Genomic DNA, 26,057 nt, shown 5'->3' with positions numbered 1-26,057 from the left:
GCGCAGGGGATCCGGTCACACGGCCGTAACATGGACACGGTATCTTTCGCAGGTATTTTTCTGCCAAAATCGGCGCGCCGCGCCAACAGCCCGAATGCTCCCATGAACAATCCTGCCTCACGTTCCGTCACGGCGGCGATGGCCTGCCTGATGTTGGCCGCCTGCGCGCCGGAGCTGGTCCGCCTGCCGGTGAACTTCGACGCCCAGGAGGCTGCCAACCTGCTGCAACCGGGCACCAACCGGATCGCCGGCACCATCCTCTACGAACCCGATCGCGGCCGGGCGCTGGGCTTTCCCGACACCTTCGTCTCCTGCGCGGGACGCGAGGTCATGCTGATCCCGTATACCGACTACGCCCGCGAGTGGGCACTGCGCTACTATGGCAAGCCGGTGACCGATATCGGCTACCGGCTCGCCAACCGGGGCAACGCCATGCGCTTCGAGGGCCAGGAAGCCTTCCTGGCCGCCACCCGCAAGACCGAGTGCGACGACAAGGGCAACTTCGCCTTCGACCGGGTCGCCAATGGCGATTTCCTGATCGTTGCCAAGGTGCAGTGGCTGGGCAAGGACGAGGAGTCCTACCAGTTCGGATTCGCACCCGAGGATATCGACGAGGAAGATGGCAGCGTGGTCAAGAAGATCACCCTGCGCGGCAACGAAAAGCGCGTACTCGGCGGCCCATGGCCGTGAGTGCATGGCAGCCTTCACCCGCCCGGCCGGCAGCCGGACGGATTTTTCCCACCGAAGGACAGTTCCGCATGAGCAAACACACCGCCAGAGATACCAAGACGCGCGCCAAGTTTCACATCGTCGGCTACGACAAGGAGACCGGCATGGTCGAGCTGTACCAGTCCCGCGATGGCTGGGTCCACGAATTCGAACCGCTGCAACTGATGCCCTGGACCGAGTTCATCGACCTGCTCAGGGAGGGCCGCTTCGAAATCTACCCGGCCAAACCCCCGCGCGCGGGTCACCACGCGGCAGACGAGAACCACCACGGCCAGGGCGGCGCCCCTCGCCATCCCGACAGCGGCTGACCCGGCACAAAAACGCGAAATCGTTTATTATTAGGCTTCGCTAATGAATGATGCGGAGCCGGCCATGATCTTTCGTCAGCTTTTCGAGCCCGAAACCTCCACCTACACCTACCTGCTCGGCTGCCCACGCACGCGCCGGGCCATCCTGATCGACACCGTCGCCAGCGAGGTGGAACACTACCTGGCGCTGCTGGACACGCTGCAACTGCGGCTGGTCTACACCCTGGAAACCCACGTGCATGCCGATCACATCACCGGCGCCGGCCTGCTGCGCGAGCGCGTCGGCAGCAAGGCCGTGGTGCACCGGGATGCCGGCGCGCCGTGCGCCGACCTGATGGTGACCAACGGCGTGGTGCTGGAAACCGGCGATCTCGAACTGGAGGTCCGGCACACGCCGGGACACACCTCCGGCTGCGTCAGCTACGTGATGGCCGACCGCGTCTTCACCGGCGACGCCCTGCTCATCGGCGGCTGCGGCCGGACGGATTTCCAGCAGGGGGATGCCGGGCAGCTGTACGACAGCATCAGCCGGCAGCTCTTCACCCTGCCGCCGGACATGCTGGTGTACCCCGGCCATGACTACCAGGGCCATACCGTCTCGACCATCCGCCAGGAAATGCAGCAGAATGCCCGCCTCGGTGGCGGCAGGACGCGTGACGAATTCATCGCCATCATGCGCCAGCTGAACCTGCCCTACCCGAAGCACATCGACGCGGCCCTGCCGGCCAACCAGGCCTGCGGGCTGGGCGGAAGCCAAGTCCGGCAGGGTTGAACCGGTCCACGGCCAGCATGCCGCCGCTCGACCGCGCATGAGTCTGCTCGCCCTGCTGGGCATCACCCTGATGGTCGGCCTGCTGCTGGGACTGCTTGGCGGCGGCGGCTCGATCCTGATGGTGCCGGTGCTGGTCTACGTGGCGGGCTTGGCAACCAAGACGGCCATCGCCACCTCGCTGATCGTGGTCGGCCTCACCAGCCTCATCGCCGTCATCAGCCACGCCCGCGGTCAACGGGTCTGCTGGAAGAACGGCTGGGTGTTCGGCCTGTCCGGCATGCTCGGCGCCTACCTGGGTGGGCGGCTGGCGGCCTTCGTGCCGGGCAACGTCCTGCTGCTGATGTTTGCCCTGGTCATGCTCGGCACCGCGATCAGCCTGCTGGCCGGACGCCGCGAGCGCAGCGCGCCGGCGGCGGATGGCTCGATCTGTCCGACGCGCCTGAACCTGCCGGCAGTGCTGTTCGACGGCTTCCTGGTCGGCTTGATCACGGGTCTGGTCGGCGTCGGCGGCGGCTTCGTCATCGTGCCGGCCCTCAACATCCTCGGCGGTCTGCCGATGCGCGCCGCCATCGGCACCTCGCTGGTGATCATCGTCATGAACTCGGCCGCCGCCCTGGCCGGCTACAGCAGCCATGTGCACATCGACCTGCCGTTCGCCGCCACCATCACCGTGGCCGCGATGGTCGGCAGCCTGATCGGCAGCCTGCTGTCGACCCGCGTCAGCAACCGGGGCCTGCGCCGCGGCTTCGGCCTGTTCGTCATCGGCGTGGCCGTCTACCTGCTGTACCGGGAACTCTCCTGGCAGGCACTGGACGAGGTGCTGGCCCTGGTGCGCGAACATCAGGAATTCTTCCGTGGCGCGCTCACCGCCATCGTCGTGATGGTCCTGTACTGGTTCCGCGGCATGCTGCATCACCGGGCTGTCTTCCTCGACCCTGCCGCCGCCAGGCCCGGGAACGGCAAGGCGCTCCCGGGCCGCTGAGGCTGCTGGCCCGGCACCGCCGCTCCGCGCCATTCGTCCTCAGTACACCGGCAGCGCCATGCTGCCGAACAGTTTCTCCCACTCCTGGGGATCCCGGATGGCCATGGCCCGATCCACTACGTCACGGGTGAGATGGGGTGCAAACAGCTGCATGAAATCGTAGAGGAAGGTGCGCAGGTACATGTCGCGGCGCAGGACGATCTTGGTCGTGCTCGGCTCGAACAGGTGCTTGGCCTCGATGGCCACCAGATCCGCGTCAACGACCGGATCGTAGGCCATGTGCGCCACGATGCCGACGCCAAGTCCCAGTCGCACGTAGGTCTTGATGACGTCGGCATCGACCGCCGTCAGCGCCAGCTGGGGCTGCAAACCGGCCTGATTGAAGGCCTGGTCCAGCTGCGAGCGGCCGGTGAAGCCGAAGGTGTAGGTGACGATCGGATAGTGGGCCAGGTCTTCCAGGGTCAGCGTTTCCAGCCGGGTCAGGGGATGCTCCCTGGGCACCAGCACGCTGCGGTTCCACTGGTAGCAGGGCAGCTTGACCAGGTTGTCGAACAGCTCGCTGGCCTCGGTCGCGATGGCGACGTCGACCAGTCCGCGCGAGGCCAGCTCGGCAATCTGCGCCGGCGTGCCTTGGTGGATGTGCAGCTCGATCCGCGGATAGCGCTCCATGAAGGCGCGGATCACCGGCGGCAGCGCGTAGCGCGCCTGGGTATGCGTGGTGGCGATGGCAAAGCGGCCGGCCCCCTGGTCCAGGTTTTCCTCGGCGATCTGGCGGATGTCCTGGACCCGCGCGAGGATATCGCCGGCCACCGCCACGATCGCCTTGCCGGCGGGCGTCAGGGCAACGAACTGCTTGCCGCTGCGGGAGAAGATCTCGAGGCCGAGCTCCTCCTCCAGCAGGCGGATCTGCTTGCTGATGCCCGGCTGCGAGGTATACAGGGATTCGGCGGTCGCAGACACATTGAGATTGTTGCGGGCCACTTCCCAGATGTAGCGGAGTTGCTGAAGCTTCATGGTCGACCTGCCGGCATGGGATCAGGGGGGCATGATAGTCCCATCTGTGGCCCTAGCCGGCTGCCGCGCGACGCGGTCCGGCGGCCGGCTCCGCCTCGCGCTCGTACCACTCGCCCTGCACGTACTCCGGCCGCAGCGCCGCCAGTCGCTGCGCCTCGCCGACGGTACGGATGTCGTCGATCAGGATCTGTCCGTCGGCACCGCGCACGGCGGCGAGCAGGGCCGCCAGCCGCCGCTGCCCGCCCGCGCCGGCATAGGCGTCGGCAAAGAAACGGGCGCTGAAGCGCACATGGTCGGGGGCGAAGCGGTGCAGCAGCTCGCGACGGAAGCGCTCGACGAACGTCTCGCCGACCTCGTCGGCAAACTTCAGGGCGGTCGCATAGCCGCGCTCGCGATAGCCGCGGAAGCGTTCCATCAGCAGCGGCAGCTGGCTCTGATAGGCGGCGCCCAGGCTCAGCCCGATGACGATGCGGCGCAGCGGCAGGCCGCACTGGTGGATGATGTCCTCGAAATAGGCGCCATGATCACGCTTGACCGCGAGCACATGGTGCGGATGCACATGCAGGAACAGGCTGCCGGCCGGGCGGTCCAGAACCAGGTAGTTCAGCATGTGCACCGTGCGGCTGAGCCGGTCGAGACTGACGATGTCGGGCATTGCCCCGTTCAGGAACCGCTCCGTCGCGGCACCGACCGTGGCCAGCGTGAATCGCAGCGGGCCGGCATCGTGCCCGCTGACGACGGCGGGATCATGGCCCAGCCGGATCGGCTTGAAATCGCTGGTGAAGCTCAGGTCGCCGAAGCGTCCGTGGACCCGCTGCCCGTCGAAGCGCAGGGGCGGAAGGTCGAGGCCGTGATCGACGACCAGTTGCCGGTTGAGGTTGTGGATCAGATGCTCCAGGGGCATGTCGGTCTCCTGCGGTCAGCGGGCCGCGCCGTAAATCTGGTCGAAGAGGCCGCCATCGGCGAAGAACTTCTTCTGCGCGGCGCTCCAGCTGCCAAACACCTCATCGAGGGTGAACAGCTGGATACCGCTGGCGAAATTTTCGGCATATTTGGCCTGGATCGCCTTGTCCCGGGGCCGGTAGTGATGCTTTGCGGCGATCGCCTGGCCTTCCGGGCTGTAGAGGTATTCCAGGTAAGCGGTGGCCACGGCCTTGGTGCCATGCCGCGCCGTGACAGTATCGACGATGGTCACCGGCGGTTCGGCCAGGATGCTGATGGAGGGAGCAACGATCTCGAACGTGTCGGCGCCGTATTCCTTCAGGGCCAGGTAGGCTTCGTTCTCCCAGGTGATCAGCACGTCGCCGATTTCCCGCTCGGCGAAGGTGATGGTGGAACCCCGCGCGCCGCTGTCGAGCACCGGGGCATTCCGATAGATGCGGGTCACCAGATCGCGGGCGGCCGGCTCGCTGCCGAGCTTTTTCAGGCCGTAGCCCCAGGCAGCGAGGAAGTTCCAGCGGGCGCCGCCGGAGGTCTTGGGGTTGGGGGTGACCACCACCACGCCGGGCTTGGCGAGATCGTCCCAGTCGTGGATCGCCAGCGGATTGCCCTTGCGCACCAGGAACACCATGGTCGAGGTGTAGGGCGCACTGTTGTGCGGCAGCCGCTCGTGCCAGCGCTCGGGTATCAGCTTGCCCTTCTCGTGCAGCTGATGCACGTCATAGTGCAGCGCCAGGGTGACGACATCGGCATCCAGGCCGTCAATCACCGCCCGGGCCTGCTTGCCGCCGCCGCCGTGCGATTGCTTGACGGTGACGTCGTCGCCGGTTTTGGCCTTCCAGTACCTGGCAAAGGCCCGGTTGTATTCCTCGTAGAACTCGCGGGTCGGGTCGTAGGAGACGTTGAGCAGCTCGACGTGGTCGGCCCAGGCCGGATGCGCCAGCCAGGGCAGGGTGAGGACGAAGGCCACCAGGCCAGGCAGGACAATCAGGGGTAATCTGTTCATGATGCTCTCTTGATCGATCGGTCAGGAATGGTCGGGCGGCCCGTCGGGATTCCCCCGGCCGGGGCCGGTAGCTCTCCTTTGCCGCCGGAGACGAGGGAAAACCGCTGGCGGGCACGCCTCAGAAGCCCAGCTGGACACGGGTCTGGAAAACCTTTTCGGTCTCCCGGTCGACGATCGCGCCGGTGGTCCTGCCCTTGGCGTCGTAGGTGGTCGCGCCGCCGTCGAAGCTGGTCTGCGAGTAGTCGAACATCAGCTTGACGTTCGGGTTGAGCCACCAGTTGGCGCCCAGCGCCCAGGTCGTCGCGGCCGAGACCGAGCTGCGCGGATCGGCGAACGGGTAGATCGGACTCTTCGCCGTGCCGACGTTCTGGAATGTCGCGTTGTCGAAGTCGATCGGCGACCAGCGCGCGGCCAGCACCCACGAACCCCACTCCCCCTCGAAGGGATTGAAGCTGTGCCGTGGCTTGATGCCCTGGTTGAGGAACACGTTCTGGTCGCCGGTCAGGGCGTAATCGAGTGTCACGTTCCAGGCCTCGATGTTCTGGTTCATCGAATACTTGTTGTCGCTGCGGAAATCCTTGATCACCTGGTTGGCGATGTCCTGATTGGCCAGCGCGTACTCGCCCACCAGCTTGAACGGCCCCCAGATCCAGTAACCCTGCGGATAGAGCCGGTAGGCCGTGCCATCCGCCTTGGTCGCTGCGTTGTAGGTGAAGATGTTCTGCAAGCCGGGGCTCTGGAAGCTGGACAGGGCGACGTCGTTGGGATCGCCATAGGTACCCGCCATGCCGATGCCCAGCCCTTCCAGCGGCTCGATGCCGCTGTGGATGAAGGGGTGCGAGAAAATGCGGCCCTGGAAGTCCTTGGAGTCGTTGTTGTCCGAATACAGGCTGCCGTTGTTGCTGCTGCCGTTGTAGACACCGACCTGATAGCTGAAGAAATCGGGGTACATGTACATCGGGAAGTTGCCGGTCACCGTCATGTTGCGGCCGGTGGCGTTGAAGTCGCTGGGGTAGTCGGGCCGGTCGAACTCGCCGTGCAGCAGGAAGCCCATCTCGCGGTTGGGCGCCAGCTGGGTCGGGAACGCACGCTCCACGAAGCTCAGGTTGGTGGCGCTCTGCAAGCGCTCCAGGCTGACCGGGGCCTTCATGATGCCGGCAGCCAGGCTGGCCTCGCGGAAGTAGCGCAAGTCCACCAGGGCGTCGAAAATCTTGGGCGTGGTGGTGCCGGACGGTCCCGGCGCGAAGTCCGGCATGATGCGGTAGTCGATGTACTTCCAGACCGTGCCCTCGATGATGGGACGGATGCGCCGCATGTAGAAGTTGTTCGGCAGGTTGGAGCCGTTGGTGTCGCTGGGCAGCCAGCGGTTGTCGTCGAAGTAGAAACTGGCGTCGGCCTGGATCAGGGCCCTGAGGTACATGATGAAGTTCTCGTCCGAGGACACCACCTTGAGCCCCTGGCTGCCCAGCTCGACCACCTTGGGCAGCTTGCCCCATTTCTTGTCGGCCTCTTCCTTGTCGACCTCGTATTTCCGCTCCAGCAGCTTGACCTTCTGGTCGAGCTGCTGGAGTTGCCGGTCCTTGACCAGCGCGGTTTCGCCGCTGGCGGCAGGCTCCGCGGCGAGATAGCGTGCCTTGTGCTCATGCGCACCGGCCGGCGGGGCTTGTCTGCGCAGCCGGGTATTCTCCGCCTCGGACTGTTCGAGACGATGCTCCAGCCGCTCGATGTGCTTTTCCAGCCGTTCGAAGCGTTCGCTGTCGGTCAGCGCCTGTGCCGACTGGGCGAGACCGAGCGTGAAAGACCCGGCTCCTGCGGCGATCCAATGTGCCCATCGCTGTTTTTTCATGTTGGCTCAGCCCCTTGATTCCCCGTGAAATGCCATGCCGCCCCGGTCTCCGGGACCCGGCGGGCGGCTCGTGGGAAAAGCCTAGCCAGCGAGAGGACGAATGAAAAAGAATATTTGGATCGATAGATATTTCTTTCCGGAATAAAAGCCTCATCCGGATTCGGGCCGCCCCGCGGGCCCGGTTCCGGCATAAGCAAATAACCACACGGTCTTTCCGCCGCGCCTCGCCGATGGCTACAGTGGTGGCCCATTCGACGACCACGAGGACGCGCGCCATGACCATCGGGGCAAGAAGACGGGGTGTATTGCCGGGATTTACCCTGACCCTGGGCTTCACGCTGCTGTACCTGAGCCTGATCGTGCTGATCCCGCTGTCGGCCACCTTCTTCAAGGCCGCCACGCTGGGCTGGGGCGGCTTCTGGGAGGCGATCACCCAGCCGCGGGTGCTGGCCTCCTATCGCCTGACGTTCGGGGCCGCGCTGGCGGGCGCCGCGATCAACGCGGTCTTCGGTCTGCTGGTGGCCTGGGTGCTGGTGCGCTACGAATTCGCCGGCAAGCGTCTGGTCGACGCCCTGGTCGACCTGCCGTTCGCCCTGCCCACCGCGGTGGCCGGCATCGCGCTGGCGACCCTCTACGCCAGCAAAGGCTGGATCGGCCAGCTGGCGGCGCCGCACGGCATCAAGATCGCCTACACCCCACTCGGGATCGTCGTCGCGCTGACCTTCATCGGCCTGCCGTTCGTGGTCAGGACGGTGCAACCGGTGCTGGAGGATTTCCAGGCGGAGCTGGAGGAGGCCGCGGCCAGCCTCGGCGCCAACCGCTGGCAGACCTTCGTTCGCGTCATCCTGCCGACGCTGGCGCCGGCGCTGCTGACCGGTTTCGCACTCGCCTTTGCCCGCGCGGTCGGCGAATACGGCTCGGTCATCTTCATCGCCGGCAACATCCCGATGGTGTCGGAAATCACGCCGCTGCTGATCATCACCAAGCTGGAGCAGTACGACTATGCCGGAGCCACGGCACTGGCAGTGTCGATGCTGGTGGTGTCCTTCGGCCTGTTACTGACCATCAATGCCCTGCAACGCTGGGCCCACCTGCGCCGGATCTGAGCCGACGCGCCGTTCCTGACGCCCCTTGCCGCGAGGAAACCTCCATGTCGACCATCGCCATTGCTGCCGTCAACCGTCCCGCCCGGGCCGACAACCCGGCCCGCGGCGAACCTGCCTGGGTGCGCTGGACACTGATCGCGCTGGCGCTGGCCTTCCTGCTGGGGTTCCTGTTCCTGCCGCTGGCAGTAGTGTTCAGCCAGGCATTCAGCAAGGGCCTGGCGGTCTTCTGGTCGGCACTGACCGAGGAGAATGCCCTTCTGGCAGCGCGGCTGACGCTGATCACCGCGCTGATCGCGGTGCCGCTGAATCTGGTCTTCGGGGTGGCGGCGGCCTGGTGCATCGCCAAGTTCGAGTTTCCCGGCAAAAGCCTGCTGATCACCCTGATCGATCTGCCGTTCTCGGTATCACCGGTGGTGTCCGGCCTCGTCTATGTCCTGCTGTTCGGCGCCCAGGGCTGGTTCGGCCCCTGGCTGCAGACCCACGACATCAAACTGATCTTCGCCGTGCCCGGCATCGTGCTGGCGACGATCTTCGTTACCTTCCCCTTCGTCGCACGGGAGCTGATCCCGCTGATGCAGGCGCAGGGGACGGAAGAAGAGGAGGCGGCGCTGGTGCTGGGCGCTTCCGGCTGGCAGACCTTCCGCCATGTCACCCTGCCGAACATCCGCTGGGGGCTTCTCTATGGGGTGGTGCTGTGCAACGCCCGGGCCATGGGCGAATTCGGCGCGGTGTCGGTGGTCTCGGGCCACATCCGCGGGCTGACCAACACGCTGCCGCTGCACGTCGAGATCCTCTACAACGAATACAACGCCGCGGCTGCCTTCGCCGTGGCCTCGCTGCTGGCCTGCCTGGCGCTGGTGACCCTGGCCGCCAAGCATTTTCTGGCCTGGCATCTGCGGCAGGATGCCTCTGACCTTGACCCACACGCCTGAATCCGTCATGAGCATCACGCTGCACAACATCCAGAAATCCTTCGGCCCGTTCCGGGCGCTGCGCGACATCCACCTGGAGATCGAGGGTGGCGAGCTGGTGGCCCTGCTGGGTCCCTCCGGCTGCGGCAAGACCACGCTGCTGCGCATCATCGCCGGGCTGGAAACGCCGGATGCCGGACAGGTGCTGTTCCACGGCGAGGACGCCACCGACCGCCATGTGCGCGAGCGGCAGGTGGGCTTCGTGTTCCAGCACTATGCGCTGTTCCGGCACATGACGGTGTTCGAGAACATCGCCTTCGGCCTGCGCGTGCGCCCCAGGGCCAGCCGCCCGGCCGAGGCCGAGATCCGCGAGCGGGTGCACCGGCTCCTGCAGCTGGTACAGCTGGACTGGCTGGCGGACCGCTACCCGCCGCAGCTGTCCGGCGGCCAGCGCCAGCGCATCGCCCTGGCCCGGGCGCTGGCGGTGGAACCCAAGGTGCTGCTGCTGGACGAGCCGTTCGGCGCGCTCGATGCCAAGGTGCGCAAGGACCTGCGGCGCTGGCTGCGGCGGCTGCACGACGAGTTGCATGTCACCAGCGTGTTCGTGACCCACGATCAGGAGGAAGCGCTGGAGGTGGCCGACCGGGTGGTGGTACTGAATGCCGGCCGGATCGAGCAAATCGGCACCCCGGAGGCGGTCTACGACCATCCCGCGACACCGTTCGTCTACGAGTTCCTGGGCGATGTGAACCTGTTCCACGGCCGCGTCCATGACGGCCACGCCAGCCTGGGCGAGGCGCGCATCCGGCTGGACGGCGGCCCGCCACAACTGGAGCGGGCCGCCTTCTATGCGCGGCCGCACGAAATCGACATCCTGCGCGAGGCACCGGATGCGGATGGCATCGCGGCCACAGTGCAGGATATCCGGCCGCTGGGCGCGACCGTCCGGGTCGAGCTGGAGCGCCGCGACGGCCAGGGCATCGTCGAGGTGGAACTGGCCCGGGATCGGCTGCGGCACCTGGAACTCAGGCGGGGCGAAGCCGTGTTCCTGAAACCTTGCCGGTTGCGGGTATTCGGGGAGCGGGAAACCACCCGGCACTGAACGCGGGGAATCCCCGCCAGGAACGGACGTCCGGCGGCGGCGGGCGATGGACATCGCACCCGGGTGGGCGATAATCCTGCGGCCCGTCATCCGGCATCGCGGGAGCCTCGCGAGGACTACTGCCCTCCCGGGCAACCGGTCGCGTCCGCGGATGGCGGCTCTTCCCCCAATCACCCGGTCCCGCACCATGAAAAGACTGCTCCCAACCCTGTTGCTCGCCACGCTCGGCCTGACCGGCTGCGGCGAACCATCCTCCACGACGACCACCTCCAGCGCCGCGGAAACCCGCATCACCGGCCTGGTGCTGGATGACGAAACCCCGGTGACCAAGGCCCGCATCGAAGCCGCCGACCGGAACGGCAAGGTCGTCGCCAGTACCGAACTCAGCGGCGATGCGCATTACCGTCTCGCGCTGCCCCCGGGCACCGCGTTTCCGGTGGTGCTGAGCGCCCGCATCGATGGCGCCGCGGAACCCCTGAAGGCCGCCGTCACCAGCGATCTCGTCAGCGAGCAGGACATCAGCTCGGTCACGACCCTGGTGGTCAATACCGCCCTCAAGCTCGGCGGCCTGAGCGAGGCCAACCTCGCCAAGGCGGCCGGCGCGGCCATCTCGCAGCGCAAGAGTACCGGCGGCAGCGGCGGCTCGGCCGGCTTCAAAGGCGATCCCACCAAGCAGTACGGCGGCTGGCATTGACACCCGACGCCCCGCCGGTGGGTGCCTGTAGCCAGCACGGCCTCAGGCGGAACCCGGCGGGGCGGCAAGGCAGGGACACCTGGGCCGTGGACAGGCTCAGGCGGCGTCGCTGACTTCCATGTCCCAGCGCTTCATCGCCGCGATCACATCCTCGACATCCAGGTGCCGATCCTCGGCGATCGCCTGGATCGGCCAGCCGGCGGTCAGATATTTCTCCAGCACGGCAGGGGTCAGACCCTGGCGCTGTACACGGTAAACCCACTCGGGGCGTCCTGGGGCAGACATCGTTTCCTCCATGGTCTCGTTACGGATTCCGGCCGGACGGCCGGACCCTCGGATATGGAAGCGCCGGGGCCTCAATTCAACTCGTCCGTCCGATCCGGGAACTGGGCCGGGTCCAGGGGCACGCCATCGCGAAACCTCTGCAATACCCGGATGTAGGCATTGTCGGCCGCGGCCGGCTCGTTCAGGGTGTACATGCGATTCATGAAGTCGTTGTAACCCGGAACCTTGTCGGATGCCCCGGACAGGTCGAAGAAGCCCATCGACCAATCCCCGAAGGCTGCCGTTTGCGTCTGGCGGTCCAGGAACTGGAAGATGCAATGGTGACGCCGATCCCGCTTGATGTTCTCGAACAGCTGCCGCACCTCGGCTTCCTCGCCTTCCAGGAACTGCATGAATTCGCCCTGCTTGTACAGAAGGCAACCGGTGACGCCATGCGCGGCGTTGTCCCGGCGGCTCTGCGCCAGCAAGGCCAGCAAGTCGTCCTGGGAGAACGGCTCCACGGCGGCACTGACATAGGCGATGGTAAGCATGGGGCTCTCCTGGTGGGCAAGGGGTGGCGCGGATTGATGCCGGCCAAGCCCCCATCTTAGGCCTGATTGCGCGTTCCCGCAGCCCGGCCCGGGCACAATGCGGTCGATGCGCGATTCACCCGCCGGACACGGAAGGCCATTAGAATGCGGGACATCGGCCGACCGTCGCCGGCCAGGAGCACCCGTTTTCCAGACCGTCACACAAAAGAGCAACGCCATGAAACCCAGCCTGACATCGATCAAGACCGCCCTGCTGCTTGCCGGGATCAGCCTGGCCGCGCCAGCGTTCCCTGCCAGTGAATACGATGGCTACATCGGCAGCTGCCTGAACGCCTGGGGTGAGCATCCCTTTGGCAAACACCCCCGCTACCGGACGCTGTCGTCCTCCGTCAAGGTGTTCGGCATCGGCCAGAGCATCGACGACCTGACGCCAACCCGGAAACCCGAGCTGGTGCTGGTGGACACCGGGGTCAACGTCCTTGGCGGCTCGACCATGCAGCTGTTGAATCCGAACGGCTGGTACTGCTTCATCTCGAACGTCAACGTGCTCGGCGGACTGACCATCCGGACCCATTGCAAGGCGCATCTGGCCTCGTCGTCGAACGGCATGACGGTGCTGGGCGGCGATCCGTCCAACAAGAGCGTGACCGTGCTGGGCGCCACCAATGTCGAGGTGGTGGGGTGCAAGTAGGCCGGACTGGCCTAGCCTGCGGCCGGACGGCAAGCGGCATCGCGCGCGCCTCCCTGGCCATGATCGCCTGCGTCGGGCTTGCCGGCTGCGCCGCGACCGGCGGTACGGTCGCGCCAACCCTTGAGCAGCTGCAGAGCCTGGATCGCCGGCCGGTCACCTACGAGGACGTGGTGCGGCAATTCGGCAAGCCCTATGCCGTCTGGCAGACCGAGGACCGCAAATACGCCGGTTACCGCATCGATCGCTACGGCTCGGCGCTGTCCGGCATCGACGGCAAGGGTTTCGTGCCCGGCATCGGTGGTTTCGTCGACACCTTCAAGATCGACGAACGGCCGGTCACGCTGATCTTCGAGCGCCAGACGGGGCGCTATCTGGGCTTCCGCCAAGCCACACCCGACAGGATGCCGGAAGAGCGCCAGCCACCGTGAGCCGCATCTTCGCTGCGCCCCTGCAAGGCCTCGCGGAAACCCGGCATACTGGCGGCACGCCCGGAAACCGCAATGCCGCCAGCCGGCAGGAGAAACCGTCATGACCGCCTCCGACGACACGCAACCGCCCCGCGCGCGGCGCCGCCCGTCCCGGCCAGCACCGCCATCAGTAGCCAGTGCCGTCCGGCCGCCGGCTGTGCCGGCGCGCTTCCGCATCTTCATCATCGATGCCGGCTGGAAGTCGGCGGCGGCCCAGGTGTTGCGGGACAACTTCAGCATGATCCTGTCGTTCCAGCAGGGCGACCCGTTCTACGTGCTGACGCGCCAGCAATCCCAGCGCATCATCCGCAACAATCCCGTGCTGGTCGGCAAGGACCCGATCATCCTGGTCCGCGACCTTCATCAATCCTGCCAGCCAGGCGGCGAGGAATTTCACGGCTTCCACCTGAACCTGGGCCTGCTGCGCAAGCCGGAACAGGTGCTGAGCACCCTGCAGGAATTCCTGCACTTCCTCGTCACGCACCGGCACAGCGCCGACATCGAGCGCGACATTCGCGAAAAGCTGCATCGCGACGGCTTCGCCGGTACGCTGGAAGTCATCCGCGCCGGCGCCCAGGAAGCCCTCGGGGCGTGAGCCGGCCAACGGACCCGCCCTCATCATTTCCCCCTCACATCCGAGACCGGAGCGCTCCACATGGACGGCATATCCACCCTACTGACCACCACCCTGTCGGCCGTTGTCCTGGCCGTCATGGCCATCGAGATCAAACGCCGCCGCGAGAAATTGCGCGAGGTCTACGACGTGCTCGATCGCGACCACCGGCAGGTCGTGCTGGAGCTGGACGCCATGGTCGATTCCGGCGAACTGAAGCCGTTCGCCCTCTTCCATACGCTGCCGGCGGATACCCCCCCGGCCAGCTGAGCCGGTGGACCGGTCCACACGCCGGCATCAGTGCGCCGGCGGACGCACCGAGAAATCGACGGTATCCAGCACCCGCCCATCGCTCCGGCGCCTGAGCTGCAAGCGATGCAGGCCGGGTGCCGGCAACCAGGCGATCTCGCCGCCGGCGGTGCCGACCGCCCGGCCGTCGAGAACAAACTCGGCTCCCTCGCCACCACTGGCCCTGAACGGCAGACGCTGATTCGCCGCCGGAATGTCCGGGTCCAGCGCAACGATGACGCCGTCCGGGGGTGACTCGATGACCCGGCCACGCGCGAAGCCGCCGTGGCGGATCACCGCCGCCTGGGTACCGGCCAGGAACCATTCCTGGCGGGCCGGTTCCACGGCGGGCTCGAAGCGCACCGCCTCCCGCACCACGCCATCCGGTGCTGACCGCACCGGCCCCTCGCCCTCCAGCCCGGCCATGATCGCCGCCCAGGCCGGCGCCGCACCGCTGATGCCGGAAACATCCCGCATGGCATCGCCCTCGAAATTGCCGACCCAGACACCGACCGTATAGCGGGCGCCGAAACCGATGCACCAGTTGTCGCGCATGTCCTTGCTGGTGCCGGTCTTGACGGCGCTCCAGAAGCGCGTCGCCAGCGGACTGTCGAGACCGAAGGTGACGGCGCGGCTGGCATTGTCGGCGAGGATGTCGGCCACCAGGAAGGTTGCCGCTTCCTGCATCACCCGGCGCCGGCCTCCCGCGTCCGCCGCGCCCATGCGGAAGCGCGGCGGACTCCAGATACCGCGATTGGCCAGGGTGCGGTAGGCATTGACCTGCTCCAGCAGGCTGACGTCCGCCGATCCCAGCGCCAGCGAGAAGCCATAGTGCTCGCCACTTTCGGTCAGGCCGGCATAACCCAGCGCGACCAGCCGGTCACGGAAGGCCTCGACGCCGACCAGCACCAGCGTCCGCACCGCCGGCACGTTCAGCGAGGCCGACAGCGCGGTGCGGACGCTGACCGGGCCCTTGAAGGCATGATCGTAATTCTGCGGGATATAGAGTCCGCTGGCGGTTTCCAGGTTGACCGGCGAATCGTCCAGGATCGAGGCCGGCGTCAGGTAGCGCCGCTCCAGCGCCAACCCGTAGAGGAAAGGCTTGAGCGTCGAGCCGGCCTGCCGCCGTGCGGCGGCACCATCCACCGCCGCCGCCGTCGACGCCGCCCCGGCCGAGCCGACATAGGCCAGCACCTCGCCGCTGGCATTGTCCATCACCAGCGCCGCGGCATCCCGCACGTTGCGGCCCGTCAGCCCGGCGAGCTGGCGTTCGAGCACCGACAGGACCCGCCGCTGGATGGCGGTATCCAGCGTCGTCACGACGTGGTCGCCGGGTTTTGCCAGCAGGCGACGGGCCAGCGCCGGCGCCAGCTCGACTTCGCGCAGCCCGGCGGCCGGCGGATGCGCCAGCGTCGCGGCCGCCAGCGCCTGCAAACGGGCGCATCCGCTGAGGAACCCGCCCTCGCGGGCAATGGCGCAGGCCCGCCTGCCGAGCCGGACAGGATCGGCGTTGGGTGCCGGCAACAGCGCCGCGAGCAGGATCGATTCGCTCTCGTCCAATCCCGAGGGATGCTTGCCGAACAGCGCCCGGGCGCTGGCGGCGATGCCCTGCAGTTCGCCGCGAAAACCGACCCGGTTGAGATAGGCCTCGAGAATGTCCGCCTTGCGCCAGTGCCGCTCCAGCGCCAGGGCGTAAGCCGCCTGCCGCAGCTTCTGGCCAAGATCGCGACCGGCGCCCGGACGGCCGAGCGAGGGCTCCAGGAGACCGGCCAGCTGCATGGTCAGGGTGCTGGCGCCACGCCGGCGGCCTTCGCGGAAATAGCCGCCCAGCGCACCCAGCAGCGCCCGGAGGTCCAGTCCGCCATGGCGCGGGAAGCGCCGGTCCTCGGCCAGCAGGATGGCCCGGATCAGGGCCGGCGACAGCTCGGCCAGGGGCGTCCAGGCGAGTCGCCGCACGCTGCTGTCCCGGCGCCGGCTCTGCAGCGACTCGCCGTGCCGATCCAGCAGCCAGGCCTCCGAGGGAACCCAGGCGGCCCGCACCTCGGCGAAGGACGGCGGCGCGACGCTCTGGCTGGCCAGCCAGAGCGTCGCGCCGGGCAGCACCAGCAGCCCCAGGATCAGGCCGGCGATGGCGCGCCACCGGCGCCTCACGGTGGCAGCACTGCCAGCGGCGCGTTGGGCGCATCGGCGAACATCTCCGGCGCGTACAGCGCTTCGACATGCGTGGGTGGCAGGACAAAGGTGCCGGGATTGTTCAGCCGCACGGTGTACTCCACCGTCCAGCGCCCCTTCGGCACGAACGGATAGTAGGCGCGATAGGCATCCTGACGGCGCTCCTCCCAGACCGGCCAGACCTGGCCCTCGCTGCGCTCGTCCCGGGTCAGCTGCGTCGATTCACCGCCCAGACCCCGGCCGAGTATCGTGGCCCCGGCCGGTACCGGATCGTCGACCACCACCCAGGTGCTGTCGGATTGCGCCTCTAGTTCCAGCGTCACCCGCAGGGTATCGCCGCGCGTCCAGACGCCGGGCCTTTTCTGTTCCAGCGCGCGCAGGCTGCGCCTGACGCCGAAGCCCGAACGCAGCGGCTCTGTCAGCGGCAGGGCCGCCTGCACCTGCACCACCGCCCAGGGTTTGCCAGTTCCCTGCTGATGCAGCCGCAGGACGGTCGGCTGCTCCGGCAACGGCCAGGCCAGACTGCCGCCACCCGCAGCGCCGCTCCAGTCCCAGCGCCGCAGTTCATCGCCCAGACGGGCCTCGGTCTGCCCGGTCACCGGTGCCAGTTCGAATTTCGCGCCGAACCTTTCCATGGCCAGCACGCCCCAGGCATTGGCCGTGGTCATGTTCCAGCGCCCGTCCCGCTGGCGGCCCAGCGCGCCGCGCACCAGCCTCGGCAGTTCCGGCTGCCAGCCAGGCTGGTCGAGTGCCATGAGCAGCAGGCGCACGGCGTTCTGGTCGGGCGAGCGCATCAGCCAGCCCAGCCGGTCGCGATCTTCGGTGGAGAAACCCAGGGTGGTGCCGTGATAGGTCAGGCGGGTGCGCAGGATCTGCTCGGCCTCGGCCTGGCGGGTCGCGCGCCCGGGAATCGCCTCGACCCGCTGCAGAATGCCCAGCCAGTCGAGCAGGGCGGAGGTCGGCCAGTCGTTCGGGTCCAGCGTCAGGGAGTCGAGCAGTTCCGGCGAGGCCTCTCCGTGGCGGGCCAGGGCCTCGATGGCCGACAGCTTGCGCAGCGTGAGGTCGGGCACGCCGATGGCGGAAGCGCGGACCAGCCGGCCGCCGACGAACTTCTTCAGCCCCTCCAGCATGCGCTCGCGCGGCCGCTCCGGCAGCGGCCAGCCGGCCTCGTCGGCGATCGCCAGCACGTAACTGGTGAGGCTGTCGCTGCCCATCAAGCGGTCGCTGGGAAAGTACCGCAGCAGGCCGTCGGGATCGAGGGAAACGGACAACTGGTTCAGCACCTCGCCCCAGCGCGCCCGGTCGCGCAGGGCGACGGCCACCGAGACCTTCTGCTCCAGGCACGAATAGGGATAGTGGCGCATGTAGTCCGTTACCCCTGCCAGGGCGTCGCCCAAACGAGGGCTCAGCGCGACGCGGATACCACCACGCCCGGGCATGGCGCCCGCGGGCTGCTGCACCGGCAGGCGGCGCTCGCCAGCGAGCTGTTCCAGGGTCGCCTGCAGCGTGCGCATCGGCATGGCCGGCAGTACCGCCTGCCCGACCTTGAGCAGGTCGCTGCCCTGCCCGCCGCGATCGGTGGCACTGACGGACCAGTCCAGTCGCGAGACACCGGCCGGCACGCTCAGCGCGAAGACCGCCTCGCGGGCACCACCCGGCGGGATGTCGATGGCCAGCGGCGCGGGCACGGGCAGCACCGCCGCGCCGGCCGGCGTGGCGCTCACCCGGGCCTGGATCTGCGTGCTCATCGGCTGTTCGCCGGCATTCCTCACGGTGAAGATGGCGCTCAGGCGATCGCCCTCGCGCACCACCGGCGGCAAGCCCGAGTCCAGCATCAGCGGCTGGCTGGTGCGGAACGTGCCACTGCCGGTACCGAAGCGGCCCAGTCCACCCTGCGCCACCGCCACCACGCGGAAGGCGCTCAGCGAGTCGTTCAGCGGGATGTCGACATCGATGGCGTCGCGCCCGTTCAGCGGCAGACGCCCGCGCCACAGCAGCAGGGTGTCGAACAGCTCGCGCGCTGCCTGTCGGCCGCCACCGCCACCATGCGGGACCGCCTTGCGGCCATAGTGGCGCTTGCCGACCACCTGCATCTGCGCCGTGGCGGTATAGACCTCGATGGGCCGCGTCGCCATCATGCCGTCCAGCAGGCGCCAGGAGGGATTGGGCTTGAGCTCGAGCAGGGCCTCGTCCACCGCCGCCAGGGCCAGCTCGGTGTCGGCCGGCAGGGGCGCGCCGTCAGCAGATCCAACATGGACCCGCACGCGGGCCGTTTCGCGCGGCCGGTAGACCTGGGCCGCCGGCTCCACGCGGACGTCCAGGCGGTGCGCCTGCCAGCCCACCCGGACCTCGGCGTTCCCCAGCCGGTAAGCCGGCTTGCCGAGATCGACCAGGGCGCTCGGCGGCGGCGCGGTCTCCGGCACGCCGGGCAGATGCAAGTGCTCGGCCAGCCGGGACCACCAGGCATCCTGCGCGGTCACCCGGCCACGCACGGCCAGTACCGACACATAGGCATTCGGTGCATGCTGACCGAGCATGGGCACCTCGACCGTTGGCGACTTGCCGTTGAGCGCGGTGACGAAATGTTCGGCCACCCCCTCGCGCTCGACCGTCACCAGGGCGGTCGCCTGGCGAAACGGCATCCGCACCTGGAAGCGGGCCGTCTCGCCGGGCTGGTATTCCTGACGCTCAGGGATCAGGTCGATGCGGTCCGTGGAACCGCCCTCGAACCAGGTATCGTCCTCGCCGGCAATCCAGAGACTGGTAGCGCTGCTTACCTCGTTGCCCTGCCGGTCGCGGGTCCGCGCCTGCAGCAGCACTTCCCCGGCGACACCGGGCCTGAGTTCGCACAGCAGCAAACCCTGGGTGTCGGTCCGGCCCTCGCAGCGGCTTTCCAGGCGCGTTACCTCGACGCGATTGTCATAGGCATAGAACCCGCCGATCAGCCGCTTGCGCCACGAATAGGTCTTGCGCGCGAACAGCGTCACCTCGACCGGCTGGCCGGCAACCGGCTGCCCCTTCAGGTCCAACGCCAGTGTGCGCAGCCGCACGCCGTCGGGGCTGGCGATCCAGCCATCGGTGCGGACCCCCAGATTGACGGTTGCCGGCCACAGCGGGATGCGCCGGGTCACCGCCTCGACCTCGCCATTGGCATCCTGGTAGTCCATCTCGACCAGCAGATCCTGGGCCCGGCCGTTGAGAAACGGCGCCTTGATGCGGGTGCGCGCGGCGCCCTGGGCGTCCAGCACCAGCGGCAGCACTTCCGCCGGCCGGCGCGTCGGACCGGCTTCCGGGACTTCGGCATCGTCCGTTGCACGGCTGATGCCCTCGCGTATGGTCTCGCCGCCGAAGGTGTAATCCTCGTAGCCCTTGAATTCGATGCCCCGCGGCTCGGCCAGGGTATGCAGCTTGACCGGCGCCTGCGCGGCGCCACCGCCGCTGAGATAGGCGAGATACAGGTCCAGTGGAATCTCGCCGGGATTGACCTGCTCCCCGGCCGGCGGCTGGATCACCGCTTTCATGGTCGGCAGGCGGAATTGTTCCACGTGGAACGCGCCGGACTCGAAGCGCTGGCCCTGATCGGCGCTGGTCAACGCGACCTGGTACAGGCCGAGGCGGGCATCGCGCGGAATCGCCCAGCTGGATTCGGCAACTCCCTGCGCGTCCATGGCAACCGGCAGGCGAACCTGCTGATCGCTGCCGGCGTGGGTGATTTCGACGAACACCGGCCGGAAACCGGCGGGCAGGTCGAACCCCGACAGCGTGTGACGCCGCAGCACATGCTTCATGGATACGGTTTCGCCGGCGCGGAACAGCGGCCGGTCGAGGATGGTGTGGACGATCTCCGGCCCGAGGTAATCGCCCACGGTCAGGTTGAAGTCGCAGGGCTGGATGCCCCGGTTCCACGACGAAGCGGTAAAGCCGAGATCGTCGCCCAGCCGCGCACTGACGAACAGCGGGCTGGGGCTGCCCTCCCCGCAGGATTGGCCGGCGTGCGGTCTGCCGAGCACGCCGGCTTCGACCCGCGCCGTGCCATCCTGCCCGGTACGCCCCTGCCACAGCGTCCTGCCCGAGCAATAGTCACTGACCCGCAGTTCGGCATCGGCCACCGGTTCGGCCCGATCCAGGCTGGTCACCCAGACCAGTGAGCCCTCGCGCCCCCACTTGAAGTGGACGCCAAGGTTGGTCACCAGCGCGGCGGTGGCGACATAGCGGGTGCGCGAGTCACCCAGCAATGAGGCGCCAAGCCTGGGACTGGCCAGTTCGACGACATAGAAGCCCGGCCGGCCCAGCGGAATGCCGACCACCTCGAAGGCCTTCTCGCCCAGCGGCTTGGGCAGGGCGAATGCCGTGGGCCGGTCGTTCCCGGCAAACACGGAGACGGAACCCGTCTGCTCGCGCCAGGTCTCCGCATCGCCCGGCCCCGACGGCGCCCATTCGCCGCGGGATTCACCGGCCTGCTTGACCCGCTCCAGCCAGCGGACGATATCGGCATCGGTCTCGCCGAGTCGCTGGAGCTGGCCGGGTACGCCCGCCACGGCCTGCTGCTGACCGGCGACTTGCGGCTCCAGGTTGCGCAACGTCACCGGTAGCACGCCACCCTCATGGGCTTCCAGGATGCCGAAAGCGCCGGAAAACTTGGCCAGCGGCGGGTATTCATCCAGGGACACGACCAGGGGAAAGCTGGCGGCGTTCTCGAGCGCGCGACCGGCATCATCGCGCAGGTCGGCCGGCAGCTGGAGCGTCAGTCGTGCCCGCTCCGGGAACGGACCCCGGAAGGTCAGCTCGCGCACCCGCGGCTGGACGGCCGGATCGATGGGATCGGCAGGATAGGCCTTGCCCGATGCATCGAGCAGGCGCACCACCTTCAGCGGTGCGGCCGGTACCTCGGCGGTAAAACGCAGCTCCAGTGGCAGCATGGGCAGGCAGGCCGCTTGCGGATTGACGCGCTGACAGCGCAGCCGGGCGCTGAAGGCCGGCCGGGTCTTGAACGCCAGCACCCGGTCCTCGCGCGTCGCAAGCCCCGTGGCCGAGCGGATGTCCCGCCCCCACACCAGCCGGATGTCGGTGTCGGGCGGTAGGGTCCGGCGACAGCGCAGGGCCAGAAGGCCGGCTTCGGCCCGCCGCAATGCCGTTTCGTCCCACTGCATGGCCGCCTCGGGATCATCCGGCGACAGCAGGCTGTAATAGTCATACCCCAGTTCGCGTCGCTGCCGCAGCACAGCCTCGCGGGCCGCCGCGTCCAGCAGGTCGACGCCGATACGCTCGCCCAGGCCCGTGACTTCGCACCAGGCATGCGCCGCGATCGAGGCCGCATCGACCGGCGCGTCGACGGCCAGCAGGAAGGCCTGTTCCTCGTCGACCCGCTCGCTGCCCTCCTCCGGCAGACTGCCCTTCACCGCCGGACCGCCGGTATCGAAACGGAATTCCCGCTCGCCGAGCAGCGGCCGGCCGTCCAGCGCCTTGAGTCCGGAGCCCAGCGTCAGCCGGCAGGCAATGCCGCCGGGCAGGTCGCGGTCGAAATCCAGCACCCAGGTGCGTGGATCGGCCCAGCGACCGGCCCCGCCTTCGGCGCAATCGCGCGCGAAGGGCGCCGGCAAGTGCGGGTCGCCCAGCGCCACCATCGGTGCGGAGAAGCGGGCGACGACCTGGCGGATGCCCTTGACCGTGCCCTGCGGCGTGAAGGATTCGATCCGGACACCGGTATCCGCCGGGGATCCGGCGTGAGCCAGCGATACGGCCAGCAACAGCGGCCAGAGGAGAAGCAGACGGCGCATGGCGCATCCCTCGCGGTTGAAATGAAGGGAGCGCGTAGTATGGAGGAGCGTTCCGGCCGCTGAAAGGCCCGCGGTCAGGAGCCACGCTGCCGGCATCCGGCCATGCCGGCAGGCTCAGACCGCCACGTCGGCGGCGATGTGCGGGTGCGGGTCGTAGCCGACGAGCTCGAAATCGTCGATGGTGTAGTCGAACAGGCTGGGCGGCCGGCGGCGGATGACGAGCCGGGGCCAGGGCCGCGGCGCCCGGGCGATCTGCGTGCGGGCCTGCTCCTGGTGGTTGAGATACAGATGCACGTCACAGCCGAACCAGACGATGTCGCCCGGCAGGTAGCCGCACTGCTCGGCCAGAAGATGTGTCAGCAGCGCAAGGTTGGCGATGTTCCAGCCGAGGCCCAGGTAGGCGTCGGCCGAACGCTGCATCAGCGCGGCGGAAAGCCGGCCAGTCGCGCTGGAGACGAAGAACTGGTAGGTCTTGTGGCAGGGTGGCAGAGCCATGGCGGCCAGTTCGCCGACATTCCAGCCCTCGAACAGCAGCCGGCGGGAGGTCGGGTCGCGCTTCAGGCCATCCACCAGCTCGGCAATCTGGTCGATCTCGCGACCATCGGCGGCGCGCCAGCGCCGCCACTGCCAACCGTAAACGGGGCCGAGATCGCCCCAGACCTGGGCGAATCCGGCGTCATCGAGGATGCGCCGCTCGAATGCCTCCTGACGGATAGCCTCGCCCGTGGCCTCACGGTAGCGCTTCAGCGGCCAGTCGGTCCAGATGCGCACGTTCTGCGCCAGCAGTTCGCGAATGTTGCGCCCCCCGCCCAGCATCCACAACATTTCCTTGAACGCCGTCTTCCAGAAGATGCGCTTGGTGGTGAATACCGGGAATCCCTCCGCCAGATCGAAGCGCAGGGTCTGGCCGAACAGGGCCCGCGTGCCGACGCCGGTACGATCCTGGCGGAGGTCGCCCTGCGTCAGCAGGGTCTCCAGCAGGTCGAGATATTGCCGCTCGGGATGCGCCATCTCAGGTAGCGATCGGTTCCCGGCGCCAGTAGGCGTGCGCCAGGACCAGTAGGCCGACGAGGATCATCGGCAGGCTCAGCACCATGCCCATGGTCAGCCAGCCGAAGGCGAGATAGCCGATGTGGGCATCCGGCAGGCGCACGAATTCGACCAGGAAACGGAAGACGCCGTACAGGAGCAGAAACATGCCACTGACGGCGGTCCGCGGTGGCTGGCGACGGCGGTACCATTGCAGGATGACGAACAGCAGCACCCCCTCGAGGAAGGCTTCATAGAGCTGTGAAGGATGGCGCGGCTCCGGTCCGCCGGTGGGAAACACCATAGCCCAGGGCACATCGGCGGGTTTGCCCCAGAGTTCGCCGTTAATGAAATTGCCGATGCGGCCGGTGAACAGACCCAGCGGCACATAGGGGCCGATGAAGTCGGTCACATCGGCGAAACGGCAACCCACCTGCCGCGCAAAGACCCACATGCCGGCGAAGGCACCCAGCATCCCGCCGTGAAAGGACATGCCGCCCTCCCAGACCCGGGCGATCATCATGGGGTCATGGAGAAAGGCCGAAAAATTGTAGAACAGGATGTAGCCGAGCCGCCCACCCAGCATCAGCCCGATCGCGCAGTAGAAGATCAGGTCCTCGATCTGCTTGGCACTCCAGGGGAAGCCGGGCTGACGGGCGCGCTGGCGGGCCATGAGCCAGGCGGCACCAATGCCGATGATGTACATCAGGCCATACCAATGAACCTTCAACGGCCCGATGCTGACGGCCACAGGGTCTATATTCGGATAGGGCAACATAGCTGAAATCCTGGGGAAGAATCGCGGGTATCGAGGTGGCGGACAGCGGATCGGGCCACGCGGCACACAACCCGGCGCGGGCGCTATTGTCGGTTCCGGAGAAGAAGATAATGTGACCGGCCCGCCCATTCCGGCGGCCGGAAACTATAGCATGGCTGGCCGCCTGCCCTGGCGCCACGATCCCCTTCCAAAGGTTGCCTAGTCTTGCCGCCTTACGCACAATGCCCTCATCCACGGCGCCCCGGCAACCGCAGCGGCGCCGACCACAAGGAGAACCCCACATGGCAGGATTACGCGATCAGCTCCTCAAGTCGGGACTGGTCAACGAAAAACAGGTCAAGAAAGCCCAGCGCGAGAAACACAAGGAACAGCGCGCGCCGCACGGCAAGCCCGTCGCCAGCGAACAACAGCAGAGCCTGCAGCAACGCCAGACGGAGAAACAGGAGCGGGACCGCCAGCTCAACCAGCAGCGGCGCGAAGAGAGCGAACGCCGGGCCCTGGCAGCCCAGGCCAGACAGCTGATCGAAGCCCACCGACTGGCCCGCATCGAGGGTGAGCTGCCGTTCCATTTCAACGACAGCGGCAAGGTCAAGAGGCTGCTGCTGGACAGCCGCACCCGCGATCAGCTGGCCAATGGCCTGCTGGCCATCGTCAGGCTCGATGCAGGCTATGAAATGGTTCCACGTGAAACAGCGGAGAAAATCCGTCAGCGCGATCCGGCAGCACTCGTCCTGCTCAACGAGCCAACCGCCCGGGATCATCAGCCCGCCGCCGATGACCCCTACGCGGCCTACCAGATTCCGGACGACCTGGTCTGGTAAGCATCCCCACCTTTCGCATCACCCGAGGATTGCATGCCCCTATCCCTGTTCTCCCGTTACGAGATCGGTCCCTACACGCTCAAGAACCGCATGGTGATGGCGCCGCTGACCCGCTCCCGCAGCAAACAGCCCGGCAACATCCCCACGCGCCTCAATGCCTTCTACTATGCCCAGCGGGCCGGGGCGGGCCTGATCGTTACCGAAGCCACGCAGATTTCCCCACAGGGCCAGGGCTATGCCTGGACACCGGGCATCCACACGCCGGAGCAGATCGAGGGCTGGCGCCTGGTCGCCGAGGCCGTGCACGACGCCGACGGCCTGATCTTCATGCAGCTCTGGCATGTCGGCCGCATCTCCCACCCGGCCCTGCAACCCAAGGGCGCGCTGCCGGTGGCGCCATCAGCCATCGCGCCCAGCGGCAGGGCCTTCATCACCAATGTCCTGGGCGAGCCGGAATTCGTGCCTTTCGTCACGCCCCGCGCCCTGGAAACGGGAGAGCTGCCCGAGATCGTCCGGCAGTATGCGCAGGCGGCCAGGAACGCGCTTTTGGCCGGACTGGATGGCGTCGAGATACATGCCGCCAACGGCTACCTGCTCGACCAGTTCCTGAATTCCAGCACCAACCGGCGTGACGATGCCTATGGCGGCCCGGCCGCGAACCGGGCCCGCCTGCTGCTGGAAGTGGTCGACGCCGTGATCCAGGCCTGCGGCTCCGGCCGGGTCGGCGTGCGCCTGTCGCCGCTGGGTACCTTCAACGACATGGGCGACGAGGATCCGGAAAGCCTGTTCGGCCATGTCGCCGAACAGCTCAACCGGCGTGACCTGGCGTACCTGCACGTGGTCGATCCCAGCCATGGCGGCCATGAGGCCGGCGACAGCGCCGATCCGCGTGGCGTCGCCCTGATGAGCCTGATCCGCACGCGCTACAGGGGCACCTTGGTGGTCTGTGGCGGCTACACGCGTGCGCGGGCCGAAGCCACCCTGCAAGCAGGCCAGGCCGACCTCGTCGCCTTCGGCCGTCCGTTCCTCGCCAACCCCGATCTGCCGGAGCGTTTCCGCGCCCAGGCGGAACTGAACGCGCCGGACGAGGCGACCTTCTATGGCGGCGGCGTGCACGGCTACGTCGACTACCCGACGCTCAAGCAGCTGAATGGCGAGGAGGGCCTGCCCGATTTCAGCGTGCTGGAAGGCGCCTGA

General features: G+C 67.6%; 24 protein-coding genes. 14 read left to right on the top strand and 10 right to left on the bottom strand.

All coding sequences use genetic code 11. The features are described 5' to 3' along the window. Positions 1 to 102: 102 nt before the first annotated feature. The 4 genes from ACH5N8_RS00425 to ACH5N8_RS00410 all read left to right on the top strand — a co-directional run bounded on the left by ACH5N8_RS00425 (position 103) and on the right by ACH5N8_RS00410 (position 2,791). Complete coding sequence (locus ACH5N8_RS00425) at positions 103 to 690, top strand: hypothetical protein (protein ID WP_460027201.1); 588 nt, start codon at positions 103 to 105, stop codon at positions 688 to 690. Positions 691 to 758: 68 nt separating this feature from the next. Continuing rightward, on the top strand, positions 759 to 1,037 hold the full coding sequence (locus ACH5N8_RS00420) for a hypothetical protein (protein WP_483282069.1): 279 nt from the start codon (positions 759 to 761) through the stop codon (positions 1,035 to 1,037). A gap of 64 nt (positions 1,038 to 1,101) precedes the next feature. Continuing rightward, a complete protein-coding gene (locus ACH5N8_RS00415) occupies positions 1,102 to 1,809 on the top strand; it encodes an MBL fold metallo-hydrolase (RefSeq protein ID WP_483282068.1) in 708 nt (235 codons plus the stop codon). A gap of 37 nt (positions 1,810 to 1,846) precedes the next feature. Beyond that, on the top strand, positions 1,847 to 2,791 hold the full coding sequence (locus ACH5N8_RS00410) for a sulfite exporter TauE/SafE family protein (protein WP_483282067.1): 945 nt from the start codon (positions 1,847 to 1,849) through the stop codon (positions 2,789 to 2,791). Between the two features lie 39 nt (positions 2,792 to 2,830). On the opposite strand, the gene cysB is transcribed toward ACH5N8_RS00410, so the two are convergent. The 4 genes from cysB to ACH5N8_RS00390 all read right to left on the bottom strand — a co-directional run bounded on the left by cysB (position 2,831) and on the right by ACH5N8_RS00390 (position 7,596). Then, the gene (gene cysB, locus ACH5N8_RS00405; RefSeq protein WP_460027197.1) at positions 2,831 to 3,805 is read right to left on the bottom strand and encodes an HTH-type transcriptional regulator CysB; all 975 of its coding nucleotides are present in this window, start codon (positions 3,803 to 3,805) and stop codon (positions 2,831 to 2,833) included. A 52-nt stretch (positions 3,806 to 3,857) separates the two neighbouring features. Beyond that, the gene (locus ACH5N8_RS00400; RefSeq protein WP_483282066.1) at positions 3,858 to 4,709 is read right to left on the bottom strand and encodes an EAL domain-containing protein; all 852 of its coding nucleotides are present in this window, start codon (positions 4,707 to 4,709) and stop codon (positions 3,858 to 3,860) included. A gap of 15 nt (positions 4,710 to 4,724) precedes the next feature. Then, positions 4,725 to 5,750: a sulfate ABC transporter substrate-binding protein gene (locus tag ACH5N8_RS00395; protein WP_483282065.1), complete on the bottom strand. Its 1,026-nt coding sequence runs from the start codon at positions 5,748 to 5,750 to the stop codon at positions 4,725 to 4,727. A gap of 118 nt (positions 5,751 to 5,868) precedes the next feature. After that, the gene (locus tag ACH5N8_RS00390) at positions 5,869 to 7,596 is read right to left on the bottom strand and encodes a porin (RefSeq protein ID WP_483282064.1); all 1,728 of its coding nucleotides are present in this window, start codon (positions 7,594 to 7,596) and stop codon (positions 5,869 to 5,871) included. Positions 7,597 to 7,871: 275 nt separating this feature from the next. On the opposite strand from ACH5N8_RS00390, the gene cysT reads away from it, so the two are divergent. From cysT to ACH5N8_RS00370, 4 genes are all read left to right on the top strand, one after another. Next, positions 7,872 to 8,702: a sulfate ABC transporter permease subunit CysT gene (gene cysT / locus ACH5N8_RS00385; RefSeq protein ID WP_483282063.1), complete on the top strand. Its 831-nt coding sequence runs from the start codon at positions 7,872 to 7,874 to the stop codon at positions 8,700 to 8,702. A gap of 44 nt (positions 8,703 to 8,746) precedes the next feature. Next, positions 8,747 to 9,634: a sulfate ABC transporter permease subunit CysW gene (gene cysW, locus ACH5N8_RS00380; protein ID WP_483282062.1), complete on the top strand. Its 888-nt coding sequence runs from the start codon at positions 8,747 to 8,749 to the stop codon at positions 9,632 to 9,634. A 7-nt stretch (positions 9,635 to 9,641) separates the two neighbouring features. Continuing rightward, entirely contained in the window at positions 9,642 to 10,715 is a 1,074-nt protein-coding gene (locus ACH5N8_RS00375; protein ID WP_483282061.1) for a sulfate/molybdate ABC transporter ATP-binding protein, read from the top strand. A 187-nt stretch (positions 10,716 to 10,902) separates the two neighbouring features. Then, positions 10,903 to 11,409, top strand: coding sequence for a hypothetical protein (locus ACH5N8_RS00370; protein ID WP_483282060.1), 507 nt, complete (start codon positions 10,903 to 10,905; stop codon positions 11,407 to 11,409). 96 nt (positions 11,410 to 11,505) lie between these two features. On the opposite strand, the gene ACH5N8_RS00365 is transcribed toward ACH5N8_RS00370, so the two are convergent. Next, positions 11,506 to 11,694: a hypothetical protein gene (locus ACH5N8_RS00365; protein ID WP_483282059.1), complete on the bottom strand. Its 189-nt coding sequence runs from the start codon at positions 11,692 to 11,694 to the stop codon at positions 11,506 to 11,508. A 71-nt stretch (positions 11,695 to 11,765) separates the two neighbouring features. Next, positions 11,766 to 12,224: a BLUF domain-containing protein gene (locus ACH5N8_RS00360; protein WP_460027188.1), complete on the bottom strand. Its 459-nt coding sequence runs from the start codon at positions 12,222 to 12,224 to the stop codon at positions 11,766 to 11,768. Between the two features lie 217 nt (positions 12,225 to 12,441). On the opposite strand from ACH5N8_RS00360, the gene ACH5N8_RS00355 reads away from it, so the two are divergent. The 4 genes from ACH5N8_RS00355 to ACH5N8_RS00340 all read left to right on the top strand — a co-directional run bounded on the left by ACH5N8_RS00355 (position 12,442) and on the right by ACH5N8_RS00340 (position 14,265). Continuing rightward, positions 12,442 to 12,915, top strand: a complete 474-nt coding sequence (locus tag ACH5N8_RS00355) for a hypothetical protein (RefSeq protein WP_483282058.1) — start codon at positions 12,442 to 12,444, stop codon at positions 12,913 to 12,915. A gap of 59 nt (positions 12,916 to 12,974) precedes the next feature. Continuing rightward, positions 12,975 to 13,343 carry a hypothetical protein gene (locus tag ACH5N8_RS00350; protein WP_483282057.1) on the top strand — a complete coding sequence of 123 codons (369 nt, stop codon included), beginning with the start codon at positions 12,975 to 12,977 and terminating at the stop codon, positions 13,341 to 13,343. A 100-nt stretch (positions 13,344 to 13,443) separates the two neighbouring features. Further along, positions 13,444 to 13,977 carry a hypothetical protein gene (locus tag ACH5N8_RS00345; protein WP_483282056.1) on the top strand — a complete coding sequence of 178 codons (534 nt, stop codon included), beginning with the start codon at positions 13,444 to 13,446 and terminating at the stop codon, positions 13,975 to 13,977. Positions 13,978 to 14,037: 60 nt separating this feature from the next. Then, positions 14,038 to 14,265, top strand: a complete 228-nt coding sequence (locus ACH5N8_RS00340; RefSeq protein WP_460027184.1) for a hypothetical protein — start codon at positions 14,038 to 14,040, stop codon at positions 14,263 to 14,265. A gap of 27 nt (positions 14,266 to 14,292) precedes the next feature. Here the strand turns inward: ACH5N8_RS00340 and pbpC are convergent, their stop codons facing one another. The 4 genes from pbpC to lgt all read right to left on the bottom strand — a co-directional run bounded on the left by pbpC (position 14,293) and on the right by lgt (position 24,039). Continuing rightward, complete coding sequence (pbpC, locus tag ACH5N8_RS00335; protein ID WP_483282055.1) at positions 14,293 to 16,434, bottom strand: penicillin-binding protein 1C; 2,142 nt, start codon at positions 16,432 to 16,434, stop codon at positions 14,293 to 14,295. Further along, positions 16,431 to 22,232, bottom strand: a complete 5,802-nt coding sequence (locus tag ACH5N8_RS00330; protein ID WP_483282054.1) for an alpha-2-macroglobulin family protein — start codon at positions 22,230 to 22,232, stop codon at positions 16,431 to 16,433. The genes pbpC and ACH5N8_RS00330 overlap by 4 nt, the downstream gene beginning before the upstream one ends. Before the next feature lie 114 nt (positions 22,233 to 22,346). After that, positions 22,347 to 23,243, bottom strand: coding sequence for a thymidylate synthase (locus tag ACH5N8_RS00325; RefSeq protein WP_483282053.1), 897 nt, complete (start codon positions 23,241 to 23,243; stop codon positions 22,347 to 22,349). Position 23,244: 1 nt separating this feature from the next. Continuing rightward, entirely contained in the window at positions 23,245 to 24,039 is a 795-nt protein-coding gene (lgt, locus tag ACH5N8_RS00320; protein WP_460027180.1) for a prolipoprotein diacylglyceryl transferase, read from the bottom strand. 281 nt (positions 24,040 to 24,320) lie between these two features. Between lgt and ACH5N8_RS00315 the strand changes: the two genes are divergently transcribed. Next, positions 24,321 to 24,860, top strand: a complete 540-nt coding sequence (locus ACH5N8_RS00315) for a DUF2058 domain-containing protein (protein WP_483282052.1) — start codon at positions 24,321 to 24,323, stop codon at positions 24,858 to 24,860. Between the two features lie 33 nt (positions 24,861 to 24,893). Next, on the top strand, positions 24,894 to 26,057 hold the full coding sequence (locus ACH5N8_RS00310; protein ID WP_483282051.1) for an alkene reductase: 1,164 nt from the start codon (positions 24,894 to 24,896) through the stop codon (positions 26,055 to 26,057).

This window comes from Methyloparacoccus sp. NF-16, assembly GCF_056880625.1.
Note: the sequence above shows the minus strand (reverse complement) of the source record. Positions and strands in the feature narration are given on the sequence as shown.